The sequence below is a fragment of the Campylobacter sp. Cr9 genome (genome assembly GCF_020138295.1).
GTDB lineage: Bacteria > Campylobacterota > Campylobacteria > Campylobacterales > Campylobacteraceae > Campylobacter_E.
Map to the genome: position 1 here is coordinate 31,244 of NZ_JACGBH010000011.1, position 24,302 is coordinate 55,545.

At 28.0% G+C, this 24,302-nt stretch carries 16 protein-coding genes and 1 pseudogene; 6 read left to right on the forward strand and 11 right to left on the reverse strand.

The window, feature by feature from the left end:
• The first annotated feature begins 4 nt into the window (after positions 1-4).
• Together AVANS14531_RS06525 and AVANS14531_RS06530 are read left to right on the forward strand one after the other, a co-directional pair.
• Positions 5-712: a YebC/PmpR family DNA-binding transcriptional regulator gene (locus tag AVANS14531_RS06525; protein ID WP_239818197.1), complete on the forward strand. Its 708-nt coding sequence runs from the start codon at positions 5-7 to the stop codon at positions 710-712.
• 8 nt (positions 713-720) lie between these two features.
• A complete protein-coding gene (locus AVANS14531_RS06530; protein ID WP_336611766.1) occupies positions 721-1,188 on the forward strand; it encodes a peptidylprolyl isomerase in 468 nt (155 codons plus the stop codon).
• A 757-nt stretch (positions 1,189-1,945) separates the two neighbouring features.
• Here AVANS14531_RS06530 and AVANS14531_RS06535 read toward each other — a convergent pair.
• The 3 genes from AVANS14531_RS06535 to ileS all read right to left on the reverse strand — a co-directional run bounded on the left by AVANS14531_RS06535 (position 1,946) and on the right by ileS (position 10,903).
• Positions 1,946-6,499 (reverse strand): autotransporter outer membrane beta-barrel domain-containing protein, encoded by a 4,554-nt coding sequence (locus AVANS14531_RS06535; RefSeq protein WP_336611767.1) that lies wholly within the window; start codon positions 6,497-6,499, stop codon positions 1,946-1,948.
• Between the two features lie 215 nt (positions 6,500-6,714).
• Positions 6,715-8,076 carry an Asp-tRNA(Asn)/Glu-tRNA(Gln) amidotransferase subunit GatA gene (gene gatA / locus AVANS14531_RS06540; RefSeq protein WP_336611768.1) on the reverse strand — a complete coding sequence of 454 codons (1,362 nt, stop codon included), beginning with the start codon at positions 8,074-8,076 and terminating at the stop codon, positions 6,715-6,717.
• Positions 8,077-8,170: 94 nt separating this feature from the next.
• Positions 8,171-10,903: an isoleucine--tRNA ligase gene (gene ileS / locus AVANS14531_RS06545; protein WP_336611769.1), complete on the reverse strand. Its 2,733-nt coding sequence runs from the start codon at positions 10,901-10,903 to the stop codon at positions 8,171-8,173.
• Positions 10,904-10,979: 76 nt separating this feature from the next.
• On the opposite strand from ileS, the gene AVANS14531_RS06550 reads away from it, so the two are divergent.
• Both AVANS14531_RS06550 and AVANS14531_RS06555 read left to right on the forward strand, forming a co-directional pair.
• Positions 10,980-12,065: a CinA family protein gene (locus AVANS14531_RS06550; protein WP_336611770.1), complete on the forward strand. Its 1,086-nt coding sequence runs from the start codon at positions 10,980-10,982 to the stop codon at positions 12,063-12,065.
• Positions 12,062-12,718 carry a uroporphyrinogen-III synthase gene (locus AVANS14531_RS06555; protein ID WP_336611771.1) on the forward strand — a complete coding sequence of 219 codons (657 nt, stop codon included), beginning with the start codon at positions 12,062-12,064 and terminating at the stop codon, positions 12,716-12,718. Before AVANS14531_RS06550 ends, AVANS14531_RS06555 begins: the two co-directional genes overlap by 4 nt.
• On the opposite strand, the gene AVANS14531_RS06560 is transcribed toward AVANS14531_RS06555, so the two are convergent.
• Complete coding sequence (locus tag AVANS14531_RS06560) at positions 12,694-12,858, reverse strand: hypothetical protein (RefSeq protein ID WP_239818204.1); 165 nt, start codon at positions 12,856-12,858, stop codon at positions 12,694-12,696. The two genes, AVANS14531_RS06555 and AVANS14531_RS06560, sit on opposite strands and share 25 nt — an antisense overlap.
• Positions 12,859-12,876: 18 nt before the next feature.
• Positions 12,877-13,488: pseudogene (locus AVANS14531_RS09265) on the reverse strand (hypothetical protein); the annotation flags it as partial.
• A gap of 59 nt (positions 13,489-13,547) precedes the next feature.
• On the opposite strand from AVANS14531_RS09265, the gene AVANS14531_RS06565 reads away from it, so the two are divergent.
• Together AVANS14531_RS06565 and AVANS14531_RS06570 are read left to right on the forward strand one after the other, a co-directional pair.
• Positions 13,548-14,828 (forward strand): aminotransferase class V-fold PLP-dependent enzyme, encoded by a 1,281-nt coding sequence (locus AVANS14531_RS06565; RefSeq protein WP_336611772.1) that lies wholly within the window; start codon positions 13,548-13,550, stop codon positions 14,826-14,828.
• Between the two features lie 10 nt (positions 14,829-14,838).
• Positions 14,839-15,789 (forward strand): glycosyl transferase family 90, encoded by a 951-nt coding sequence (locus tag AVANS14531_RS06570; protein ID WP_336611773.1) that lies wholly within the window; start codon positions 14,839-14,841, stop codon positions 15,787-15,789.
• Between the two features lie 110 nt (positions 15,790-15,899).
• On the opposite strand, the gene der is transcribed toward AVANS14531_RS06570, so the two are convergent.
• The 6 genes from der to AVANS14531_RS06600 form a co-directional block, all read right to left on the reverse strand.
• Positions 15,900-17,306 carry a ribosome biogenesis GTPase Der gene (der, locus tag AVANS14531_RS06575; RefSeq protein WP_336611774.1) on the reverse strand — a complete coding sequence of 469 codons (1,407 nt, stop codon included), beginning with the start codon at positions 17,304-17,306 and terminating at the stop codon, positions 15,900-15,902.
• A gap of 37 nt (positions 17,307-17,343) precedes the next feature.
• On the reverse strand, positions 17,344-19,194 hold the full coding sequence (gene flgK, locus AVANS14531_RS06580; RefSeq protein WP_239818208.1) for a flagellar hook-associated protein FlgK: 1,851 nt from the start codon (positions 19,192-19,194) through the stop codon (positions 17,344-17,346).
• A 454-nt stretch (positions 19,195-19,648) separates the two neighbouring features.
• Positions 19,649-20,833: a cell division protein FtsZ gene (gene ftsZ / locus AVANS14531_RS06585; protein ID WP_336611775.1), complete on the reverse strand. Its 1,185-nt coding sequence runs from the start codon at positions 20,831-20,833 to the stop codon at positions 19,649-19,651.
• Between the two features lie 2 nt (positions 20,834-20,835).
• A complete protein-coding gene (gene ftsA / locus AVANS14531_RS06590; RefSeq protein ID WP_239818210.1) occupies positions 20,836-22,254 on the reverse strand; it encodes a cell division protein FtsA in 1,419 nt (472 codons plus the stop codon).
• Positions 22,251-23,726, reverse strand: a complete 1,476-nt coding sequence (locus AVANS14531_RS06595) for a peptidylprolyl isomerase (protein ID WP_336611776.1) — start codon at positions 23,724-23,726, stop codon at positions 22,251-22,253. The genes ftsA and AVANS14531_RS06595 overlap by 4 nt, the downstream gene beginning before the upstream one ends.
• A gap of 62 nt (positions 23,727-23,788) precedes the next feature.
• Complete coding sequence (locus tag AVANS14531_RS06600; protein ID WP_336611777.1) at positions 23,789-24,292, reverse strand: class II aldolase/adducin family protein; 504 nt, start codon at positions 24,290-24,292, stop codon at positions 23,789-23,791.
• Positions 24,293-24,302 lie beyond the last annotated feature (10 nt).

Below are 24,302 nucleotides of genomic sequence, written 5' to 3' on the forward strand. Positions count from 1 at the left end.
AAGAATGGGAAGAGCGTTTGAATACAGACGAGCGTCAAAAGAAGCTCGCTGGGATAAGATGAGTAAGATATTTCCAAAACTTGCTAAAGCTATTGAAGTAGCTGCTAAAGAGGGTGGAATTGACCCTGAAATGAATGCAAAACTTCGCACAGCAATTGCAACTGCAAAAGCTCAAAATATGCCAAAAGACAATATTGATGCGGCAATAAAAAGAGCAGCAGGAAAAGATGGCAATGATATTAAAAGTCTTCATTATGAAGCAAAAGCAAATTATGGAGTTCAAATAATAGTTGAGGTTGCTACTGATAATACAAATAGAACTGCTGCAAATATTAAAGCGATTTTTAATAAAAACGGAGCAACTCCACTTGTAAATGGAAGTTTGGAGTTTTTATTTTCAAGAAAGAGTGTTTTTATATGCAAAAAACCTGAACTTGATTTAGAAGAATTAGAATTAAGTCTTATTGATTTTGGTTTAGAAGAATTAGAAGATGAAGGCGAAAATATAAGAATTATTGGAGCTTATGATAGCTTTAAAGAGCTTAGCACAGGCATAGATGAGTTAAAATTAGAGCTTGTTAGCGGTAAGCTTGAGTATATTCCAAATAATCCGATTAGCCTTAGTGAAGAGCAAATTACTGAGCTTGAAAAATTACTTGATAAGCTTGAAGATGATGATGATGTTCAAGCTGTTTATACAAATATAGAATAAGGATTAATATGTTAAAAGTATATGAAAATTTAGCAGATTTAGAAAATATTAATGAAGCTATAATTAAGACAAATAAAGGCGAAATGAAACTTACATTATTTAAAGATAGCCCACAAGCAACGCTAAACTTTACTCATTTAGTAAAAAGTGGTTTTTATAATGGACTTAAGTTTCATAGAGTAATTCCTAATTTTGTAATCCAAGGTGGTTGCCCAAATGGAACAGGCACTGGAGGTCCAGGCTGGAATATCAAATGTGAATGCAAAAATCAAGAGCATAAACATCTAAGAGGAACTTTATCAATGGCTCACGCTGGTCCTAATACTGGTGGTTCTCAATTTTTCATTTGCCATTCAGCTCAACCACATTTAGATGGAGTTCATACTATTTTTGGTCAAATTAATGATGATGAGAGTTTAAAAGTGCTAGATAGTATCCGCCAAGGCGATATTATAGAAAGCGTAGAAATCAAGTAATTTTATTTTCCTATTTCATAATTTTTGAAATGGGAAATAATTTTTATAATTCCTATTTCAAATTCTTGAAAATTTAATGTAATTTCTAAGCGAATTTAAAAGGAATTTGAATTCGGAAATTAAGTTTTAAAAATCTTATTTTATATTCCTTTAATCTTAAGAATAAATATCCATCTTTGTAAGTCTAAAAGATTTACAATAGACAAATTCACTCACATTATCCCTAACTCTTAGGCTTTAATTTAAGTATTAAGAATGGTCTTAAAAGTGGTTAGAGTTTTAAGAATTTGAAATAGGAATTTCATTTTTCTTTAATTTTCAATGTAATTTCTAAGTAAATTCAAAAAGAATTTGAATTCGGAATTTCGTTTGTTAAAAAAGATTTTTTGTAGTTTTTATAATTCTTTTCTTAGGGGAAGGGGTAAGGACTTAAATTGCGAAGTCGTTCCTTACCCATTCTCCTAAAACCCCATCCCCCATCCTGACAACGCCACTGCAGGGAAAAATTGCCTAAAATCCATAACCTGCTACACTATCGCTTCGCAGCTCGATGGATTTTTTAACTGCAATTTTCCACATCTTTATTGTAATTTTGATCTGCAAAATTACTTTGTATTTCCTATTTCAAATTCTTTTAAATTTCTCTTAGAATTTGAAATAGGAATTTAAACAGCCTTAGCAAGATAAAAAGTCTAATTTTTTTTTATAGTTAATAGATTAAAAATCTTAAGAGTAATTACTCTAAAAAGAGTAATTACTAAAACTTATAATTAAAGCCTAAATTTACTTTATAATTTGATTCGTTTGTAAGCGAAATCTTTTTGGCAATATCAGCATTAATATCAAGTTTATTGCTAGGTTTTACTAATAAGCCTAATTTAGCATTTAAACCATAATCTCTAATGCCACTAAAATCACTCTCAAGCATAGAAACAACATTAGCTTTAGGAGATTTATTTAAATCATTATAATAAGCTAATTCAGTTTTTAAGCTAAAGTTTTTGTTTAAATCAACTCCTGCTTTTACACCTGTTTTTAAGCTTACTAATGTTCCTTGATTTGCTGTGATTTGCACATTTTTTGTTTTTACATTATGTTTTTGAAATCTAGTAGCATTTATTTCTAAACTTGGCTCTATATAACTTGTAGTTCCTAATCTATGTCCTGTTTTTATACTTGCTTGCCATAAATTAGTGTAGTAAGTGTTATTAAACTCAAGTTTTTTAGCATCAAATTTATGCTTAAGACTTGCATAAGCTAAAGAATAATCAATAAATACTCCATTATAAAAATTAGTACTAGCATAAGCTCCGATTAGTTTAGTATCTATTTTAGCATTATCTAAACTAAGTCTTGAAGTGTTTGTAAATGCTCCATAACTTACGCTTAATTTGTCTAAGTCAATAAAATTATCAACTCCTACACTTATGCCTTTATTTTTTAGCTTAATGTCATTATAAAAATTATATGAATAATTATTATCTAGCCAAAAACCATGATTTTTATTATCAGTTCTTAGGTAAGTATATCTATCATTTAAAATATCTAAATTGTTCTTTGCTATGAAATAAGGATTATAAATAATGCTATTTAGTTCTTTTTTTGTTGCATTATCAAATACTTCGCTCATAATATAATCTTTATAATTTTTATCTACTGCTTGAGTAGTAGAATAATTTGCGTTTCCTTTGCCATTGATAATATCTATTACTTCGCTTTCGCTAAGTTCTTTGCCCGCAAGCCCAACGCTCCAAATCTCTTTAATACTTGTTCCATCGTCAATTTTATTATAATGAACTACGCTAGGTGATAAAAAGATTGTTGAAATAGGGGTTGTGTAAGTTACTTTAAAAAATTCTTGTTCTACTATTTTAGGACTTGCTACAAGCATGTCAGCTCTACTAGCATTAGGTGCTTTGTTGTTTATGATTGCTACTGGAACATAGCCATTTATTAGTTTACCTATATTTGTGTTTGAAATATTGATTGTATTATTTCCACCACTTGCACCTTCTTTTGCTATGATAGCTCCACTAAAATGCTCGTATAAAGAAGTATTATATCCACCACCTGTGATATAAAAAGTTGAATTAGTAGCATTAAGTTTATTTACTGCTAATTGTCCTACTATGTTTGAATTATTTACGCTTAGACTATCTACTCTAATTCCACCTTTAATAGCTGAATTGTTTATAGTGTAGTTTCCACTTGTGATTTCTGCCTTATCATAAACGCTAGTTGCCTTATCATCATTACCTTTTAAAAAGATTTTTGATGTTACGTTTGAATTTACGATTTCAGCTTGTTTAGCGCTTATTTGATTAGCTTTAACATCAATGTTTTCTATAAGCAATTTATCGCTTACACTTACATTGTTTGTGCTGATTTTATCTTTAGTATTAATATCTTCATTTTTTATATTAATATTACTTGCTGTAAGGTCTTTTAGATTAAATGAGCTATCTGCCATAATTGTGCCGTTTTCTACCTTGATGTTTCCACCAAAAGTATTATCTCCTACATTAAGCACACTATCTTTATTAGTAACTTCAACATCTTTTATAAATGTATTGCCACTTCCTTCAATACTTCCCATGCTAACATTGTCGTTATAAGTAGCACTATCGGTATTTAACTTACCACTTCCACTAACTTCGTGAGAAATATTTGAGTTTTTATCAACTATTATTGTTCCTTCGTTTTTAATAGCTCCTTTTATATTAGAGCCATTTACTATGTTTATACTTGCATCTTTACTATCTATACTTATTCCTTGATTTAAAGTAGCATTATCTAAGATATTGTTTTTACTATTTCCTGTAATAGTTAGGGTGTTTTCAAAGGTTGAGCCAACTGCATTAATACTATCAGCTACAACTTCTCCTTTAAAGGTGCTATTATTATCGCTTAAAAGATTGTTTGTAGTTATATTTCCACTAAATTCTGTATTAGTAGAAGTAAAGTTATTACCTGCACTAAAATTAGCTGAGCTAGTTTGCTTGGTAGTGTTTGTGATAGTTATATCATTGCTTGCTGATACTATTTTATTAGTAGTTATGCTTGAATCATTTAGATTTAAATTTTTTACTTCTTCAATATCACCCGTAATAGCTGAATTAGTAAGTGTTAAATTGTTTCCTACTTTAAAACTACCTTGAATATTAGCTGAACTTATTGCAAAATCATTTCCTATATTAAAATTACCTATTACTTTATTTGATTGAGTATTATTGATAGTAGCGTTATTGGCAATATTTATAAGGCTTGAATTAATATCAGTATTTGCCACATTTAAGTCGTCTGCATTAATATCACCGATTATTTTTGCACCTGTTAGATCAATATTTTTAATTGCGTGTAAATCTCCATTAATTGTAGAATTTTCAATTATAAGCTTTTCAGAATCTAATTTACTATCAATAACGGCATTATTTTTGATAGTAACGCTTGTATGGTTTCTAGTATACGTATCGTTTATACCTTCAGGCATTATTTCTGTATCTGTTCCATATAATTCATTAGCCTTTATATATCCACCATTAATAATGATATCTCTTGCATAAATACCGCTATTAGCTAAGTTATTAACATAATTAACATTGTTTAATTCTAGTGTAGGAATTCTAGTATAAAGGTCGTTATTAAAAATAGCACCTATATTAGTGTCTGTAATTTCTGAATTATTAATAACTAATTTTCCATTAAATTCTGTAGAGGAATTTTGATTTATACTTGAATTGTTGATAATACTATCATTTATTGTTGTGTTTGAATTGTTAGTTATAACTATTTGGTGTTTGTTTGCAGACAATGCTAGGTCGTTTGTGACATTAATATTATTTAAGGTATTAACTCCTTTAAGTATTAAAAATTTATCTTTTGCTATTTTTATATTTGTATTATTAGTTGTAACATTATCAAATGTTATATGATTATTTCTTGCTTGAAATTGTAGTGTTTTATTATCTTTACCCATGATTTGTGAATTAGTAATATCAATTTTATTAGCTATTAAATCACCATATAATTCGCTATTGTTGATATTTACACTCCAGGCTATGTTAGAATTTGAATTAAAAATTGTTTCATTAGCGGTTAATGTTTTTGTATTTAATATACCATCCAATACAGTCTTATCTAATTCGGTATTTTCTGAAACTGTGATGTTTTTATCAACTTTTACTGATTTTAAAGTTAAATTTTTTAAATTCAAATCTTTTTTGATTTCGTAACTTGAGTTATCTATCGTAAGATTATTGTTAACTCCAAATATTATTTCAGAATTTACAATTGAATTATTTTTAATAGTAATGCTAGCATTGTCTTCAAGTGTTACATTTGACCCATTTAATGTAGAATTATCTAAATTAATACTATTAGCAATTGTTAGGTTGTTATCTAGGGTGCTTGATAATAGATTTAAATTCGCTAAACTTAAATCATTCTTACTTTGATAGCTAGAACTATCAATTGTAAGGGTATTATTAGCTCCAAATATTATTTCAGAATTTACAAGTGAATTGTTTTCAATAGCAATACTAGCATTGTCTTTAAGTATTACATTTGTTCCATTAATTATTGTATTATCTAAAATTATATTATTTGAAATATCTAAACTATTATTAGCTGTGCCATCTACAATAGAGTTAGAAATATTTAAATTACTCGCTTGAATACTGCCTAAGATTTTAGAGTTTTCTTGAATAATTAAACTGCCACCTGTTATATTCCCACTTAAAGCAGAAGTCATAAAAATGGTTTCATATTTAAAATCAGAATTATTAACTTTAGAATTCAATATAGTAAAATAGGCTGTTCTTGGGGTATTGTAACCATATTTAACATTATTAAACTCAATATTATCAAAAATTATGCTATCTTGATAACCTGCTGTAGAACTACCTAAATTTATTGCAATATTATCTAAGCTTCCGCCAAGCATTGTTAAATTAGAGCCGTTTTCAATAATTAAACTATGTACCGTATTACCATCACTTGGCTTTTTAAAGCTTACATTATTTAAATATACATCTCCATATATCCAGTATTTAGCATCTTTAAAACTACTGCTAACATTAACATCACTAATATTATGTAGCTCTCCTTTTTTTCCTAAATTAATTACTCCACCTGTGTGGTTAATATCAGTTGGAGTCGTATATGTATCGCTAAGAATAGTTTTATTGCCATTTATTGTTTCAGAAGCATTAGCTAATATTGTTGTATCGTTAGTTAATTGTGTTTGAGCACTTACAACATTAGCACTTAAAAGCATAAAAGCAACTAATGATAGCTTAATCGTTTTATTCATTTTTATCCCCTAAAATTAAATGAAAAAATATGTAAATTATATTGAAAAAACCATATATTAAGATTAATGAATAGTTAATATAACGGGTGTTTATTTCATAAAACTTAAGAAAAATTATTAATTAAAGGTAATGTTATTTTATTTAATTTACTAAGCAAATTCCTAATTCAAATTCTAATAATTTTTAAGGAATTTGAATTAGGAAATAAGATTAATTATTTAACAGCGTTTTCAAGGCTTAATGCAGCATTTAATAGATTTAATTCATCAAATCTTTTTGCTACTAGTTGCACGCTTACATTTAAATTATCATCAGTTTTTGCTACCGGAATGCTAATCCCTGCTAGTTTTGCAAGATTTACTGAAATTGTGAAAATATCTTCTAAATAGCTTTCAACTGAAGTGCTTTTCGCATCAAAAGTTTTTGGTAATGTTGGGCTAACTGGCATTAAGATTAAATCATTATCACTTAAAATTTCGTTATATTTTCTAGTAATTACTTCTCTTACTAATTGAGCTTTTTTATAGTAAGCATCTATGTAGCCACTTGATAAAACGAAAGTTCCAAGAAGTATTCTTTTGCGAACTTCAAAGCCAAAGCCTTCGCTTCTAGTATTTACATAAAGTTCATTTAAGTCTTTAAAATCATCAGCTCTTTTTCCATATCTTATACCATCATAACGACTTAGGTTTGCACTAGCTTCTGCACAAGCTATTATATAATAAGCTGCTACATCGTATTTACTATCAGCTAAATTAACTTCATTTATGCTATGTCCGTGAGCTTTTAGTTTTTCTATTGCTTCATAGGTTTTTGCTTTGATATCTTCTGAGCATGAATCAATATAATTTTTAATAATTGCGATTTTATATTTTTTATTAGCGTCTAATTTATCAAACGTAGAAACAAAATCTACATTAGCACTTGTGCTATCGTATTTGCAATGACCTGCGATTGCATCGTATAAAATACTAGCATCTTTTACATTTTGAGTTAACACTCCAACTTGATCTAAGCTACTTGAATAACTAGCAAGTCCGTATCTACTAACTCTTCCATAACTAGGCTTAAATCCAACACAACCACAAAAAGCAGCAGGTTGGCGAACGCTTCCGCCTGTATCACTTCCAAGTGCAGCTAGAGCTATTTTAGCCCCAACAACTGCAGCGCTACCGCCACTACTTCCACCAGGAACTAAAGAATTATTAAGTGGGTTTAAAGTCTTGCCATAATAACTACTTTTAGTAGTATTTCCCATAGCAAATTCATCCATATTACATCTTCCAAATGGTGCAAAGCCTTTATTTTTCATATTAGTAATTACACTAGCATCATAAGGTGCAACATATCCTTGCATAATTTTTGAGCCATTTGTAACACTCCAGCCCTTTACTTGAATATTGTCTTTAATAGCAACAGGCACGCCCAAATAATCAACATCATCTAAAGGAGTGTTTATTAATTGCTCTACATAAGCTCCTAAATGCTTATTATCTAAAGCTAATTTATTTAATTCTTTTTTTAATTCTATTAATTCATTATCGCTTAATTTTAAAGCTTGTTCTAAAGTTATCATTTCTTTCCTTTATTTACTAAAATTACTCCAATAGCACAAATTATAGCAAGAACTATAATTGTGCTAGCTATTAGCTCAAAGCTAACAGGTTCGCTCATTTTAAAACCTTTTCACATCTAGGACATAAGCTATCATCACTAGTGCTTAAATATTTCCAACATCTAGGGCATTTATGCATACTTGATTTTGTGATTTTGTATTTTTTGCCATCTAGTTCAAAACTTGCCAATGTTTCATCTTTATTTAAGCTTTCTATCTTGCTTAAAGAATAAAAATCAGCTGCATCTTTAAAGCCTAAAATAGTTTCATCATCGGTTGATAAGTTAAGTTCTAATGTGCTTTTTATAACTTTTTCTTTTTTAAGAACATCAATTTGCTCATAAAACTTAACACGAGTTTTTAATAAGTATTCATAATCATATTTACTTTCTTTGATAAAAGCCTTTAAATCAAAGTCTTCTAAATCAAAAATACTTCTAATATTTCCTACTATAAACTTATTTGCGTGTTCGCAAGCTTCGTTTGTAGTATGAGTTAAAACAGGCGCTAATAAAACTAATAATTTTTTAAGTATTAAAGCCATTGCTGTAATTGATGCAGTTCTTTTACTATCATCTTTTGCATCGCAATATAAGCTATCTTTACAAACATCAAGATAAACGCCACTTAAATCAGCACTTAAGAAAGTGCAAAGTGCATTCATACCCTTAGCAAAATCATATTCTAAGAAAGATTTTTTATAAAGTTCAAATACATTATAAGCTTTATTTAAAATCATCTTATCAAGTTCGCTAAAATCATAATTATAAGCTTTTAATTCACTTGTATTTGCTAATAAAAATCTTATTGTATTTCTTATTTTTCTATACTGCTCGCTAGTTTGTTTTAGTATGCTTTCTCCTAATTTAACATCAGTTGAATAATCGCATAATGTAATGTAAAGCCTAAATATTTCTAAGCCGTAATTTTTCGCAATTTGTTCAGGTGCTATAACATTACCTAAACTCTTACTCATTTTTCTACCTTTTTCATCTACGGTAAATCCGTGAGTTAAAACCGCTTTATAAGGTGCTTGTTTGTTTAAAATTACACTTAGTAATAATGAGCTTTGAAACCATCCACGATGTTGGTCGCTTCCTTCTAAATACATATCAGCTTGAGTTGTTTTAATATCGTAATTTCCACTAGCTAAAACAGCATTAAATGTAGAACCACTATCAAACCAAACGTCTAAAATATCGGTAACTTTTTCTAATTCATCTGCTTTATATTTTGAATTAGCAGGTAATAAGTCTTTTATTTCTTTTTGCCACCAAACTCTTACGCCTTCTTTTTCAAATATACTTGCAAGGTGTTCGTAAAGTTCAAAATCCATAATTAAATTCCCTGACTTATCATTAAAGAAAGCCAAAGGCACACCCCAAGAACGTTGTCTTGAAATACACCAATCAGGGCGATTTGCAACCATTGTTCCGATTCTATTTTTTCCTGCTTTTGGATAAAAATTAACATCGTCTAAAGATTTTAAAGCTAATTCTCTTAAAGTCATACCATTGTAAAATTCTTTATCCATAGCTATGAAAAATTGCTTTGTAGCTCTATAAATTATAGGCTTGTGGGTTCTCCAACAAAATGGATATGAGTGAATGAATTTTGAGCTTTTTATTAGGTTTTCGCCTAATAATTCAAGTATTACTTCATTTGCTTTAAATACATGCATTCCAAGTAATTCAGGTTTATTTGGAACTAATCTTTTAATATTTTCATCATAACAACCATCATCGCCAACAGGCATTTCAACTTCTATTCCATATCTAAGACAAGCATAATAATCATCTTCTCCGTGCCCTGGTGCAGTATGAACAAGACCACTACCACCATCCATTAAAACATGATCACCTGTAATGAATTGTGATTTATTATTATTTAGTGGATTTAATGCGTTTGTATTTTCTAAGAAATCTCCTTTAAATTCTAATACAGGTTTGATTTCAAAATCAGCTAAATCATCTAATCTTTTCTTAGCTACGATAAGACCATTTTCGCCTAATACATAAAGCTCATCTTTATTTAATGCTATTGCTTTATTTGCTGGTAATGTCCAAGGAGTAGTAGTCCAAATAACAGCTCTTGCATTATTTAAAACGCTTTCACTTGCTCCAAGTGATTTTAATTTTTCTTTAGCATCATCGTTTAGTGCAAATGCTACGAAAATTGAATAATCTTCTTTATCTTCATACTCAACTTCTGCTTCAGCTAAAGCACTCTTAGCAGCCCAACTCCAATAAACAGGCTTACTTCTTTGAATTAAAAGTCCGTTTTTTGCTACTTCTAAAAGTGTTTTATAAATATTTGCTTCAAACTTAAAATCCATTGTAAGATAAGGCTTTTCAAAATCTCCTATAATTCCTAAATCTTGGAATTCTTTCTTTTGAATAGCTATGAATTCATTAGCATGATCGGTGCATGCGTCGTGAATTTCTTTTATAGTTGGATTTTTATCCTTTAATTTAATTTCAACTTGTTGTTCAATAGGCAAACCATGGCAATCCCAACCCGGAGTATAGCTAATAGAATTATTTGCTAAAAAATATCTAGTTTTATTGATAGTATCTTTTAAGATTTTATTTAAAGCATGACCTATATGTAAATGTCCGTTAGCATAAGGAGGTCCATCGTGTAAAATAAACTTCGGAGCTTTTTTATCTCTTAATTGCTGATATGCAAATGATGAAAATTTTTCAAAACTCTTCTTTTCATTTTCATAAAGATTTGCTCTCATCTCAAAAGTGGTATTAGGTAATAATAATGTATCTTTATAATCCATAATGTGCCCTTGTAATAATTTTTGATTGTTAAAATGCACTTATTTTGCTATACTTTTTTAAATAAAAGGATAAGAAATGAAACATTTATTAATATATTTTACAAAAGATTTGAGTTTTAATAATTCATTTTGCAATTTTGTGGATAGAAAACTACAAGAAAAGAATTTAATAACTAATTCAATAATAAAATTAAATGATGATGATTCTAAACTAAACACGCTTTTAGAAATTGATGCAAAAAAATATGAATTAATCACAATAATTGCAGATGAGCATTCTTTTTCAATGATTAATAAAATACTTGCAACCTTAAAAGAATGTGAATTATTTTTAGTTGATGATGAATTTATTATAGCTGATACTAAGGTTTATCAAAAAAACTCAGTTTTAATTGATTTAAATGGTATTTCAATTAATGTTTTAAAGGCTAGTGCTTTTTATTTGCCTGAGATTTTACATACAGCAAAAGCAAATTATGATTTTTTAATAAGTGATTTGGACTTAGAAAGTGCTGAAATTTTATTAAATACTAGCGTTAAACCTTATGGAGTAAGTCTTAATATATTTTCAATTTTGGATAATTTATTGTATGTAAAAGTTACTACTAATGAATATTCTGATGAAGTAGGGTTTTTAAATTCAATCAAATCATTATTTCCTAAAAAAATACTTTTTACAAACAATATTTATAAACATATAATCACAAAACTAAAAGAAAATAATAAAAAATTTAGCCTTGCAGAAAGCTGCACCGGAGGAATGATAGCAAGCAATTTTACTAAGATTGATGGTGCTAGTGAAGTGTATGAAGGAAGTGTGGTAACTTATTCAAATAAGAGCAAAAAAGCTTGGCTTAATGTAGATGATTTTTATTTAGAAAATGGTGCTGTATATTCTCAAAATTGTTCTTTAGCAATGGCTAATGGGGTTTTAAAACTTACAAAGGCAAATTATGCTATATCTTGCACTGGAGTATTAGGTACAAATGATGATTTAGGAACTAAAAGTGGTGTTGTTTATATAAGTGCTATTAGTGATACAGGGCTAATTTTACATGAAAGATTAGAGCTAAAAGGTGATAGGATTTATATGCAAGAGCAATGCTCTTATGCTTGTGCTTTATTATTATGTAAATTAGAAAAGGATTTATTCTTTGAATGATTTATGTAGTTGGCTTAAAAAACGAAAGTAATATTAAAAGTATTTTTGTAAATGAAATTATTTTTAATGAATTTAGCATAAATGATGATTTTAGTGTAGTTATATTTACAAGCAAAAATGCTGTAAAAGCTTGTGAAATTAATAATATTAATTTAAAAAATAAAAAGATTTTTAGCATAGGTAGTGCGACTACAAATTATTTAAATGAAATAGGTTTAAATGTTTTTTATACAGGTAGTACTGCACACGCAAGTGAGTTTAAATACGAGATTTTGCCTTTAATTAAAGATGAAAAATGTGTTTATTTTAAGGCTTTGCAAATTATTAGTGATTTAGATGAGTTTTTGTATAAAAATAACATTGATTTAAGATGCGTTGTATCGTATTCAAATCATAGATTAAAAGAGCCTTTAGGCAATGATTTTATGCCTTTTAATGAAGAGATTAAAGAAGATGATATTTTGATTTTTTTAGCACCTTCTGGGGTTAGAGATTTTGCTTATTTTTATGATTTTTTTCCAAAAAATATAATAGCAATTGGTAAAAGCACTCAAAAAGCTTTAAGTGATTTAAAAATAAATTCAATTATTCCAGCTTATCCAACTCTTGATGAATGTTTAAAACTAGCTCAAGACTTAAAAAAGCTTTCGTGATTTGCTAATATTAATCTCTTATCATTTAGGCTAAGAAGTTTATTGCTAAAGCCACTTTGAGAAAAAAGCACGAAATAATCAGGCTCAAATCCTAAATATTTTGCTTTTTGCAATAATCTTGAATATGAGCTAAGGCACATTTTTTTGCCTTTAAATTTAACTTCTCCTAATAAGCTTAATTCATAATTATTATAAAAAATATCACACTCATAGTCTTTACCCCAAATACTTTTAATGCCTTTTATATTAAAGTTTTTTTCGCACCATTGTTTAGCGATTTGCTCGTAAATATATGATAAGTAATTATTAAAATTATTTGAAATTATAGAAAATGCTAAATCTTTATCTTTTAGGATAATTTTTTCAAGTGATTTTAAAAAATAAAAATAAAATCTTGCATAGTTTGAATTAAATATTACTTTATTTTGTGCGTAATAGCCTTTAAAAAATAATAAATTATTATTAAGTTCTAGTGTTAAAAATCCACGATTTATAAGAGAATGAAAGCTTTTTCTGGCTTTAAATCTACTTTGGTATTTGTTTATAGAAAACTCAAGGCGAGAATTTTTTGCATAGTGGATTAAGGCTTTGCATTCGCTATCATTTACGCTAAATTCATTAGGGTCGTATGAATTAATTAGCTCTTTTATATAGTAATTAATATCATTTAAGCTAGGTTTAAATTCTTTATCATCAAAAACAGCATAAAACTCTAAAGCTTCATTAGGATATAAATGCGGATACCTTTTGCAAAAGTCTAAAAATTCTATAACTACCCCTTAATTTTTTTGTGCTAATTTTACTTTATTAATTTTTACAAAGGGCAAAAATGCAAATAGAAGAGCTAAAAAGCGACATAATTTTAGATGAAAATACCAAATATTTTGATTATACTGCAAGTGCTTTAGCTTTAAAATCAATTGAACTTAAAATGCAAAATATTTTAAAAACTTACGCAAACACTCACTCAGATAGCGCTAAGAATTCTAAGCTTACAAGCAAATATTATAAAGACGCAAAAAACTATATAAAACAAAGTTTAGGGCTTAGCAAGGATTATAGCTTGATTGCTTGTGGGAGTGGCTCTAGTGCTGCTATTAAAAAATTTCAAGAATTACTTGGTATTTATGTGCCGCCTTTAGTTAAAGAAAAATATTTTAAAAATATAGATAAAAGCACTTTACCATTAGTGATAGTAAGTGCAATGGAGCATCATTCAAATGAACTTAGTTTTAAAGAGGGTTTGTGTGAGTGTATTAGGCTTAATTCAAGGGACTTTAATAGCGATTTATACGAATTGGAGCGAATTTGTAAAAAAAACTCTCATAGAAAATTAATCTTTAGCTTTAATGCAGTAAGTAACATAACAGGCATTAGAGCAAATCTTAATAAAATTAGCGAAATTGCAAAAAAATATAAAGCTATTTTAGCAATTGATGCAAGTGCTGCAATTCCTTATGAAAATATAGAAATACCTTATGATGCTTTATTTTTCTCAGGTCATAAAATGCTTGGTGGAGTAGGAACAAGCGGATTTTTAGCTATTAAAAATGATTATATAGGAAGCATTCCAACTTTTGCAGCAGGTGGAACGGTTGGCTATGTTAGTAGAAGTAATTATGAGTTTTTAAGTGATTTTGAAAGCCTTGAAGAGGGTGGAACTCCTGCTATTTTGCAAGTTATTAAAAGTGAATTAGCTTTTAGAATTCGTGATAATATAGGTATAAAAGTGATTAAAGAAAAAGAAAATGAATTAAAAGAATATTTTTTAAATGCCATTAAAAAAGTTCAATTTAAATACAAAATCACTATTTATGCTATGAATGTAAAAGATAGGCTTCCGATTTTTTCTCTTAATTCTTTAGGAATAAGTCCTTATGATTTGGCTAAGGTTTTAAGCGATGATTTTGGGATTGAGACTAGGGCAGGGTGTGCGTGTGCTGGTCCTTATGCGCATGATTTGATGAATCTAGTTGATAATCAAAACTTTAATGCAAAACCTGGATTTTTAAGAATAAGTCTTCATTATACGCATGATTTTAATGATATTGATTATTTAATAAATGCACTTTGCAAAAGTATTGAGAAATTAAACAAGAATTTGAAATAGGAATTATAAAATGAGTAGAATGATAATGAATATTAAAGGTTTGTCTTCTTTGATGATACCAAGAGTGTTTTTTACAAATAAGTTAAAAAATAAGTTAAGTTTAGTTCAAAACTTAAAGCCAGTAGAATTAGACAATATTAAAAATAGGCTTAATTATTATAATAATATAAATGATTTTTTTGAGGTTTTACCGATAAAAGATATTGAATATGCAAGTTTAAAAGACAACTTGCTTAAAAAAACATCTTATTCTTTTGATTTTTATAAAGTTAGCAAATATTTTTCAAAAGATTTTAAAGTAAATAAATTTTTTTATGATTGTGCGACTGAATTCAAAACAACAATTACAAAATCAAGACCAATAAATAGTTCTAATGTTATTTTAAAACTTGATAGTAGAAGACATTTTTGCTTTTTAAAAGACAATATTGATTTTAAAAATAAATTAGATTTAGCCGTCTTTAGAGGTGCTTGTCTTCAGCAAAACAGAATAGATTTTATGAATAAATTTAAAGATAGCAATAGATTAAATTTAGGAAATGTAATTAAATCTAATGGGGGGGGGTATTTAAGCAAGGAAGAACAGCTTAAGTATAAATTTATTATCTCTCTTGAAGGTTGGGATGTAGCTACAAATTTAAAATGGATTATGAGTTCAAATTCAATTGCAATTACTCCAAGATTAAAATATGAAACTTGGTTTATGGAAGGAAGATTAATTCCGAATGAGCATTTTTTATTAATTAAAGATGATTTTAGTGATATATTTGATGTTATGGATAATGCTTTAAGTAATAATGATTTGGTAAAAAATATAATCAGAAATCAAAATGAGTATATTAAACAATTTTTAGATTTCAAAACCGAAGAACTTATCGGTATTTTAGTTTTAGCAAAATATTTTTATTTTTCTAATCAGCTAAAGCTCGATAATTTTATAGTTGATTTATTTAAAAATTGAAAATATTAAGAAATTAAACAAGAATTTGAAATAGGAATTAGACTTTTAATTTTTGCTTGTAAGGGTTTGGATTTTGATTATTAAAAATCAAAATCCGAATTCAAATTCTTTTAATCTTCTATTATTTCTTTCTCGCCTTTTTTGCGAGCTGCTAAGATTAGCGGAACTCCGCTTAAATCATAATGCTTTCTTAATATATTTTGTAAATAGCGTTTATAAGAAAAGTGAAGTGCCTTTGGTCTATTCATTACAAGTGCGATTTTTGGCGGTGCAACGCTATATTGCGTAGCATAATAAATCTTAACAAGCTTACCTTTATCGTGTGGTAATGGATGAGCCAAGCAAGCTTCTTCTATGATTTGATTTAGCTTAGAAGTTTGGATTTTTTGAATATAGTTTGAATGCACTTTTAATATTAAATCTAAAAGGTTTTTAATGCGTTTTTTACTAAGTGCAGAAACACTAATAATCGGAGCATAAGCTAAGAATTTAAACCTATCAAGTCTTAAATGCTTACAAACTTCATCAAATTCTTTATCACTTTTACCACATAAATCCCATTTATTTAGCACTATTATTACGCCTAAATAATTCTTGCCTAAAAGTCCTGCAATTCTTTCATCAAGTTCGTTAAAGCCTTCAGCAGCATCAAGTACAAGCAGTGCTATATGTGAGTTTTCAAGCATTTTTTCAGTGCGATTTAGAGCGTATTTTTCTATTCCTAAAATCTTACTTCTTCTTCTAATTCCTGCAGTATCAATGAATTCTAGCGTTTTGCCATTATATTCTATGCTTTCATTTACAGGATCAATCGTAGTTCCTGCAACGCTACTTACAACACATCTTTCATCATTTACAAGCGCATTTAAAAGCGAGCTTTTACCTACATTTACACGCCCTAAAATAGAGATTTTTATATGATTTTCATCAATTTCACTTACTTCATTAATGCCTTCTTCATCATACTCGCCTGCTATATTTTCATCTAAGAAATCTTCTAAGCTAAGCTCGCTAGTATCTTCTACTATACTTTCACGCAAATGCGAGCTTAAAAATTCGCTTAATTCTTCAATACCAGTTGCATGTGATACGCTTATATTAAATACATCTTTAAAACCAAAGCGAGTAAATTCATGGCTTCTTTCTTCATCACGCTTGCTATCAACTTTGTTTATAACTAAAGCTGTTGGTTTTTTTAACTTTAATAAATCATAAAAATAAGTCCTATCATCATCATTAGCACCTAATTTACAATCTACCATATAAACAATTATATCAGCGTCTTTTGCTTCTTTTAAGGTGTTTTTCTTTACATTTTGAAATAATTCATCTTTATCATCAAGCCCACCGCTATCAACTAAAATCGCCTTTTTGCCATTTATATCTATTATTTTTCTATTTGTATCTCTTGTCGTGCCACTTACATCTGAAGTGATTGCTAGGCGTTCTTTTGCTAAGCGATTAAAAAGTGAACTTTTGCCAACATTTGGCTTACCGATTAACATAATTTTTTGCATTTATATCCTTTATTTTAAAAACTACTCATTGTAGCTTTTATTGTTTAAGTCCTAGCAAAGTATCAAGCATTTTATCAACTGTTGTAATAATCTTAGCACTAGCACCAAAGCTTGCTTGATATTTCATAAGGTTACTTAATTCTTCGTTCATATCAACGCCGCTTACTGATTGAAATTCTGCTGTAACATTGCTTAAAATTGCTTCATTTGTTTTATGCAATGTATTGTTATTTTGTGCTCTTGATGCAATATCTGTTGTTATATATCTATAAAAACCTTCAAAAGTTGCTTCTGTGCTTTCTCCTTTTGTATCATAAAATTTAATTTTATCATATTGTAATTGAGTGATTGCATTAGCTACGTCGTTGTTTCCATCAGCTCCAGAGCTACTTGCTCTAAGTAGTGTCGGATCATGTCTTAAGCTAGTATCTACATCAATATTACTAGCATCAGTTCCTTCAAAAAACTTACCTAAGCCAAAAATACCAGGAAAATTTGTCCCATGATCTTCAACCCCTACTTTATAGCCATCAAGCTTAGGAATAAGACTAAAAATTCCACTATCTTTAGTCTCATCATAAGAATAATCAGCTGTAAAATAATCATCAAAATCGTTTAAGGTGTTATTGTCATTATTATCATCTGTGTTTGAATTAATTTTTTCAAGCAAACTTGAGCTTCTAGCTCCGCCTGTCATTGAAGTGCTTGTATCAAGTGTGATTGTTTTTCTAGCTACTTCTTTTCCGTTATCATCATATACTATTAAATCAAAAGTTCCTGTTTTTAATCTATTATCAGCATTCATAATAACATCATCACCCTTTAGGTGTGAAACTTCATTTGAAATTATTTGTTTTTGTGCTGCTCTTGAATAGATATTATTTGTTTCTGTTATTAGAGTTTTTGCAAATGAATCCATATTATTTATATAATCTTGCAAAATTCCATCATCAAATCTATTTGTTTGAGTATTAAACTCACGACCTCTTAAATCAAGTTGAGCACCTAATTGACCACCACTTAATTTGGTTGTTAAATCAGCAGTAGTTCCGTCTTGAAGTTCATAATATATTCTTTGAAATGGACTTCCTGCTGCAACACTATCAATCTTTAGTGGATGAAATGTAGTGCCATCAACTATTGAAAAACCTTCAATATTTAAATGATAATCAATGCTACCATCTTTAATATTTGTATCAAATGATGAGTTTTGCTCTAAATTATCTTTAAAAACTTGAGATTTAACAAGTTTTGAAAGTCTTAATTCTAATTCGTCTCTTTTATCTCTTAAATCGTTAGCCATAGAATCACCAGCTGATTCACTTGCTGCTATTTGACCATTGATTGTTGCTATATCTTTTCCTATTCTATTTATTTCTTCGATAGTTAAAACTATATCATCATTAACAGAATTTTGCATTTTAAAAAGGTCATTTCTAGTTGCACTTATATCTTTAGCTAAGGTTTTTGAAACTTGAATTAAGTTAATTTTCATTGCACTATCTGCTGGATGGCTTGCATAATCATTCCAAGCTTTTTGGTATTGTTGCAAGTCATTTAATATACCAACATCTTTTAAGTCAGGAAATCTTTGTGCTACTTCTTCAAGTTTGGTTTTAAAATATTTTGTATTTTCTACATTATTTGTGTTATCTCTTAGTTTTGTGAAAACATACTCATCATGAATTCTTACTATTTTATCTACTTTTGTTCCAAGACCAATATCTCCTGCTCTAACATGCAGAGCATCAGCAGCTGATTGAACTACTCTTTGTCTTGTATAGTATGGATTATTTGCATTTGTAATATTGTGTCCTGTTGTAGATATTTGAACCTGCGCAGCGCCTAGACCACTTACACCGGTGTTTAATGTTGAAAATATACTCATAAAATAACCTTTAAAATATTTTTATAATCTTTAGCAAAATATATTCCATATCGTAAAAATCTCGTTTAACTTTATACTTAATTGAAAAAATAATTAATTTTTTAGGATATTTTTTAATTTCTAGTTTAAAGATTTATGATATGTAAAACTAATTTATTATTAAAAATAAGAATAATTTAAAATAAAAATTTAAAAGTCTAGCAAAATAAAAAGTCTAATTCCTATTTCAAATTCTTTTTAAATTCTAAAGAATTTGAAATAGGAATTTAAACATCTTTAACGAGATTAAAATCTAATTTTTATTTTGAATATCTAAAACAAATTAAGCTAAATATATGTTAAAATGAAAAGAATTTAAAATAGGAATTTGATTTAATATATTTTGTTTTAATAGTAAATATTGAATTTATAATTATGAAGCATTGATATTTACAAGCCAAAAAGGCTTGTAAAATTAATCTTGTCCGTTTCTAACGAATGCAGGTTCGTTAAAATCTCTTGTTTTATAATCAACTTTTATAGTTCCACCACTTACTTTTTGTAATTCTGGTTGAGCTAATTTATAAGTTATTTCTTCTTCGCGTTTTTTGTTTTCCAATTCTATTTGAGCTTTTTGTGCTCTTGATTCGTCAAAACCTGTTGCAATGATAGTAACTTCTACTGCATCAGCAGGTAAATCCTCATCTAATACATGCCCGCAGAATACATTCACATCTTCACTGCTTGAATTAGATATATCTTCCATAGTTTCAACTAATTGGAAGAAAGGAACATTTTCGCCATAGCTAAAGAATACAATCATAGCTTTTGCATCTTTTAAATCTGCAATATAATTGTCTAATAATGGTGAATTAATAGCATTTTCATAAGCTTCTCTTATTGAGTTTTCGCCTTCAGCTCTACCCATACCCATTAGAGCAGTTCCTCTATGGCTCATTACTGAAGTTACGTCAGCAAAGTCTATATTTGTATCACCTTCTACTAATAACATTTTGATAATACCTGTTACAGCATTTACTAAAACATCATTAGCATATTTGTTTGCTTCTCTTGTATTTAGGTTTTTAGGAACTACTAATTTAAGCTTATCATTTTGTATTAAAATAACACAATCGCTTTCTTTCTTTAATTCTTCTAAACCTTTTTCAGCTGCTTTAATTCTAGCTTTTTCATAACTAAATGGAAATGTTGCAACAGAAACTACTAATATACCTAAAGATTTAGCGATTTTAGCAATTACTGGACCAGCACCTGTTCCTGTTCCACCACCTAAACCTTCAGCTATAAATAATAATTCAGTTCCTTCTAATTGTCTTTTTATTTCATCTTCTACTTCTTCAGCTGAAATTCTTCCGATTTCAGGGTTTGCACCTGCTCCACGACCATTTGTTTTCTTAGGTCCTAGTTGTATTTTTATACTAGCTTTTGATCTATTTATATCTTGGATATCAGTGTTTGCAATCATAATATCTACATTAGAAATATCAACTTTTAACGAACTAGCACAAGTTTCTACAATATGGTTAATCATATTGCCACCAGCTCCACCAACCCCTATAACCTTTATCTTTACACCACAATCCATTTCGTTCTCCATAACCTTAAAATCTATATTATCACTTGAAAAATCAAAATCCATTTTTAAAATATCCTTTCTATAAAAATACAAACTTTCTTCCAAATTCTAGCAAAAAATCCTTCAGTTTTTTCATCACTAGGAACAATTTTTAGTGATTCTAAAACTTCATCTTTTTCACTTGTTTCAGGTTCAAGCAATTTTTGTTCCTTTGTGTCTATATTGTTGTAATAAACTTCTTCATTTTTTGTTTCTATGTCAATTTTTGTTGAAAAATCCATTACTTTTTCAAAATTATTATTTTTTTGTCTTGTTAGTAAAACACCAGCCGAGTTAAGCTCATATTTGGTATGAAATCCACTTGCATACATGCATAAACCAAGAAGACAAGTATATTCAGGCATAGTGAAAATTTCATTATCTCCATAAAATACTTTATTTTTTTCTATTAATGTTCTAACTGCTTTGTTATTAAATTTAGGACTTGCTCTTTCTGACATATTGTCAATTTTAAAGCAACCACCTGTTAAAACTACTCTTGAGAAAAACTTCTCATAAGGACTATCATCAATACTTGCATAAATACATTCAAGCATTTCAGTTAATCTCATATTTACACATTTTGAAATAGATTCAACCGAAACTCTATCAAGTGCTTGAGAGCCAGTTTTGTAATATTCTACATGAGTTGTATTTTCTTCATCTTTAAATAATGAAAATTGTAGTTTAATTTTATCTGCTACTTCATTGCTAGCAGTTAAGTATTTAGCTATATCGCTTGTAATATGCCAAGAACCAAACGGAAAATAATACATCCATATAATTGAGTTATAAGCATAAATCGCTATATCACATACTTGCGAACCACAATCAATTATTGCAACGCCATTTTCTTTTTCATCATTATTTAGGCAGTAAATTGCATTTGCGTATATTGAAGATACTAAAACATAATTTTTAATATCAGCATTTGATAAAATTTGTTTTATGTTTTCGTAATCATTTTTATTGATTGTAATTATATTTGCTTCTAATCTAAAACTAGAAGCCATCATACCTAATGGGTCTTCAATATTATCAGTATTATTTGCTCTAAATCTATAAGGTAATATGTGAATTGGAGTTTGATCTATATTTATATCAGCTGATGTTTTTGCTGCATTAATTGCTTTTTCAATATCCTTTAAAGTAATAGCAGAACCATTCGCATCAAGTCTAATATCTGCATATCCTGTAACTGAATTTGTATAAGCACCACTTACTGATACAGCTATTTTATCAATATTAATGCTTAAATTTTCTTTTACTTTACTTACAGCTTTTTTAATGGCATTACTAGCGTCATTTATGCTAGTAATTTTACCTGATTTTATTCCATAGGTTTGAGTGTTTGCAACACTTACTACCTTAATACCTTCTCCATCAAAACTAACAATAGCAACTTTTATTAAGCTAGAACCTAAATCAATGGCTAAAATATTCAAAATTCACTACCTTTATAATAATTTTTAATTTGATAACGCTTTTGTAGTTCTTTTAATAAATCATCAAACATTAAATTAAAATTAATATTTTTTAATTCACTAGCAAACGCAACTTCTTCTTTTTTATCTACATTATTTGTAAGCTTTTGAGATAAAATCTCATATAAAACTACTTTATCGCTTAATATCACATAAGATTTTTTATCTTCTTTTAAGAATAACTCACTAACAAATGTAAAAAATTCTATATCTGTTAAATCGGTATTATTTTTAGAAACTTTAGAGATAAAGCCTATATTTTTACCATTAATTTTATCTTTTTTAATTTCTTCTTGTGCTACTTTTTCTAACATTTCTTTAAATTTATAGTCTTTGTAATCTTCTTCAGCCATAGTTTTCGCTGCTTCAAAATCTAGCTCTTTTGGTTCGTTTATCTTGTTTAATTTCACGATATAGTATTTTTTATCCATAATAAATGGCTTACTAAGCTCATTTTCTTTTAATTCTTTGTTTAGTAAAGCTATTTGTGAATAAGGACTTTCAACGCTTGTTGTTTGGAAGTTAATTTCACCTTTTTTAAGCTTTACATAGTCTAATTTTGCATCTTTTTCTAATAAGCTTAAAGCAAAATCAATTTTTACATTTTCTAAAGCATCTTTAAATTCTTTAATCTTATTATCTTCATCTTTGTAATTAAATTTATTATTTTCCCAATATGCTTTTAATTCATCTTCTTGTATATTGTCAAGTTTTGGCTCTATTGAATAAATTGAGTATTCATAATTTAATTCGCTTTTATAATCGCTTTTGTGTTCTTCCCAATATTTTCTTAACTCATCAAGATTAATTTCTATTTTATTAGCTTTTGCAGATAAATCAATAATTTTTAAATTAATTTCATCTTGCATATTTATACTTGAGTTTAGTATTTCAACCTCTTTTTGATTTGCTGGTATATTAAGTAATTTTAACATTTTAGAAATTTCTAATTTTTCTTTTATTTGTTTTGCAAATTCACTTTCACTTAATCTTAAAGCTTTTAAATATGAAAGATATTTTTCTTTATCAAAGCTTGTGTCTGTTTCACTTTTGTGAAACATTTTATCGCTTGCAATTGTTTTTAAAACCTCATCATCACTAGCATAAAACCCTAAGTCTTGAGCATAATTTAACAATAATTTTTCTCTCATTAAATCAATTAAAGCTTGTTTGTCAAGTCCTAAAGCTAAAGCTTGTTCGTTTGTTAATTCTTCGTTTGATAGCTGACTTTGAATGATATAAAGCTCATTATATTTATCGTTAAATTCTTTATGTGTTATACCTAAATTACCTACTACTGCTACATATTTATTTCTTGAACTATTTAAATCAACACTACCCCAACCAACAGTTCCCGCACCTACGAAAGCGATAACGCTAATCCAAATTGTTACAACTAAATATTTTTTATGACGCTGCATCCAAGTAATCATTATTTATCCTATTTTCAAGTGTTTTAAATGAAAAATCCTATCTTATAAGCATTAACAAAAGTTTAATTTATACAAGAAATTTTAGCTTCTAAATCAATGTCAAAAATTCTTGCAAATAAGGTGTTAAAATCTCTTTCAAAAATGATTAAACCCAAATTACGAATTAATAAAAAATTTAAATTATTTTTATTCAGTTTTTCAAGCAAGGCTTTATTGTTATTTAATATATCATTACTTTCAACGAAGAAATCTTTATTTTTATAAGTTAATTTTGATTTTTTGCAAATGCTTAATATTTCTTTAGAGCATACAATGGCAATAACTTTAGCTTGAGCGAAATTATTATAAATTAGCGAATGTAATTTAGCCATTTTACAAGCGTCTTTATATTTATAATTTTCGTTTAATAAAAGTTTGGTAAAAAAATTATTTTCTTCAGAATATATTAAATTTTTATTTATTATAAAACTATTATCTTCAAATCTTGTAGAAATTGAGCCGTTTAGCCCATATAAAAAATCTTTTTCATACATAATTTTTGCATATTTTGTAATTTCAATAAACATTATTATTCCT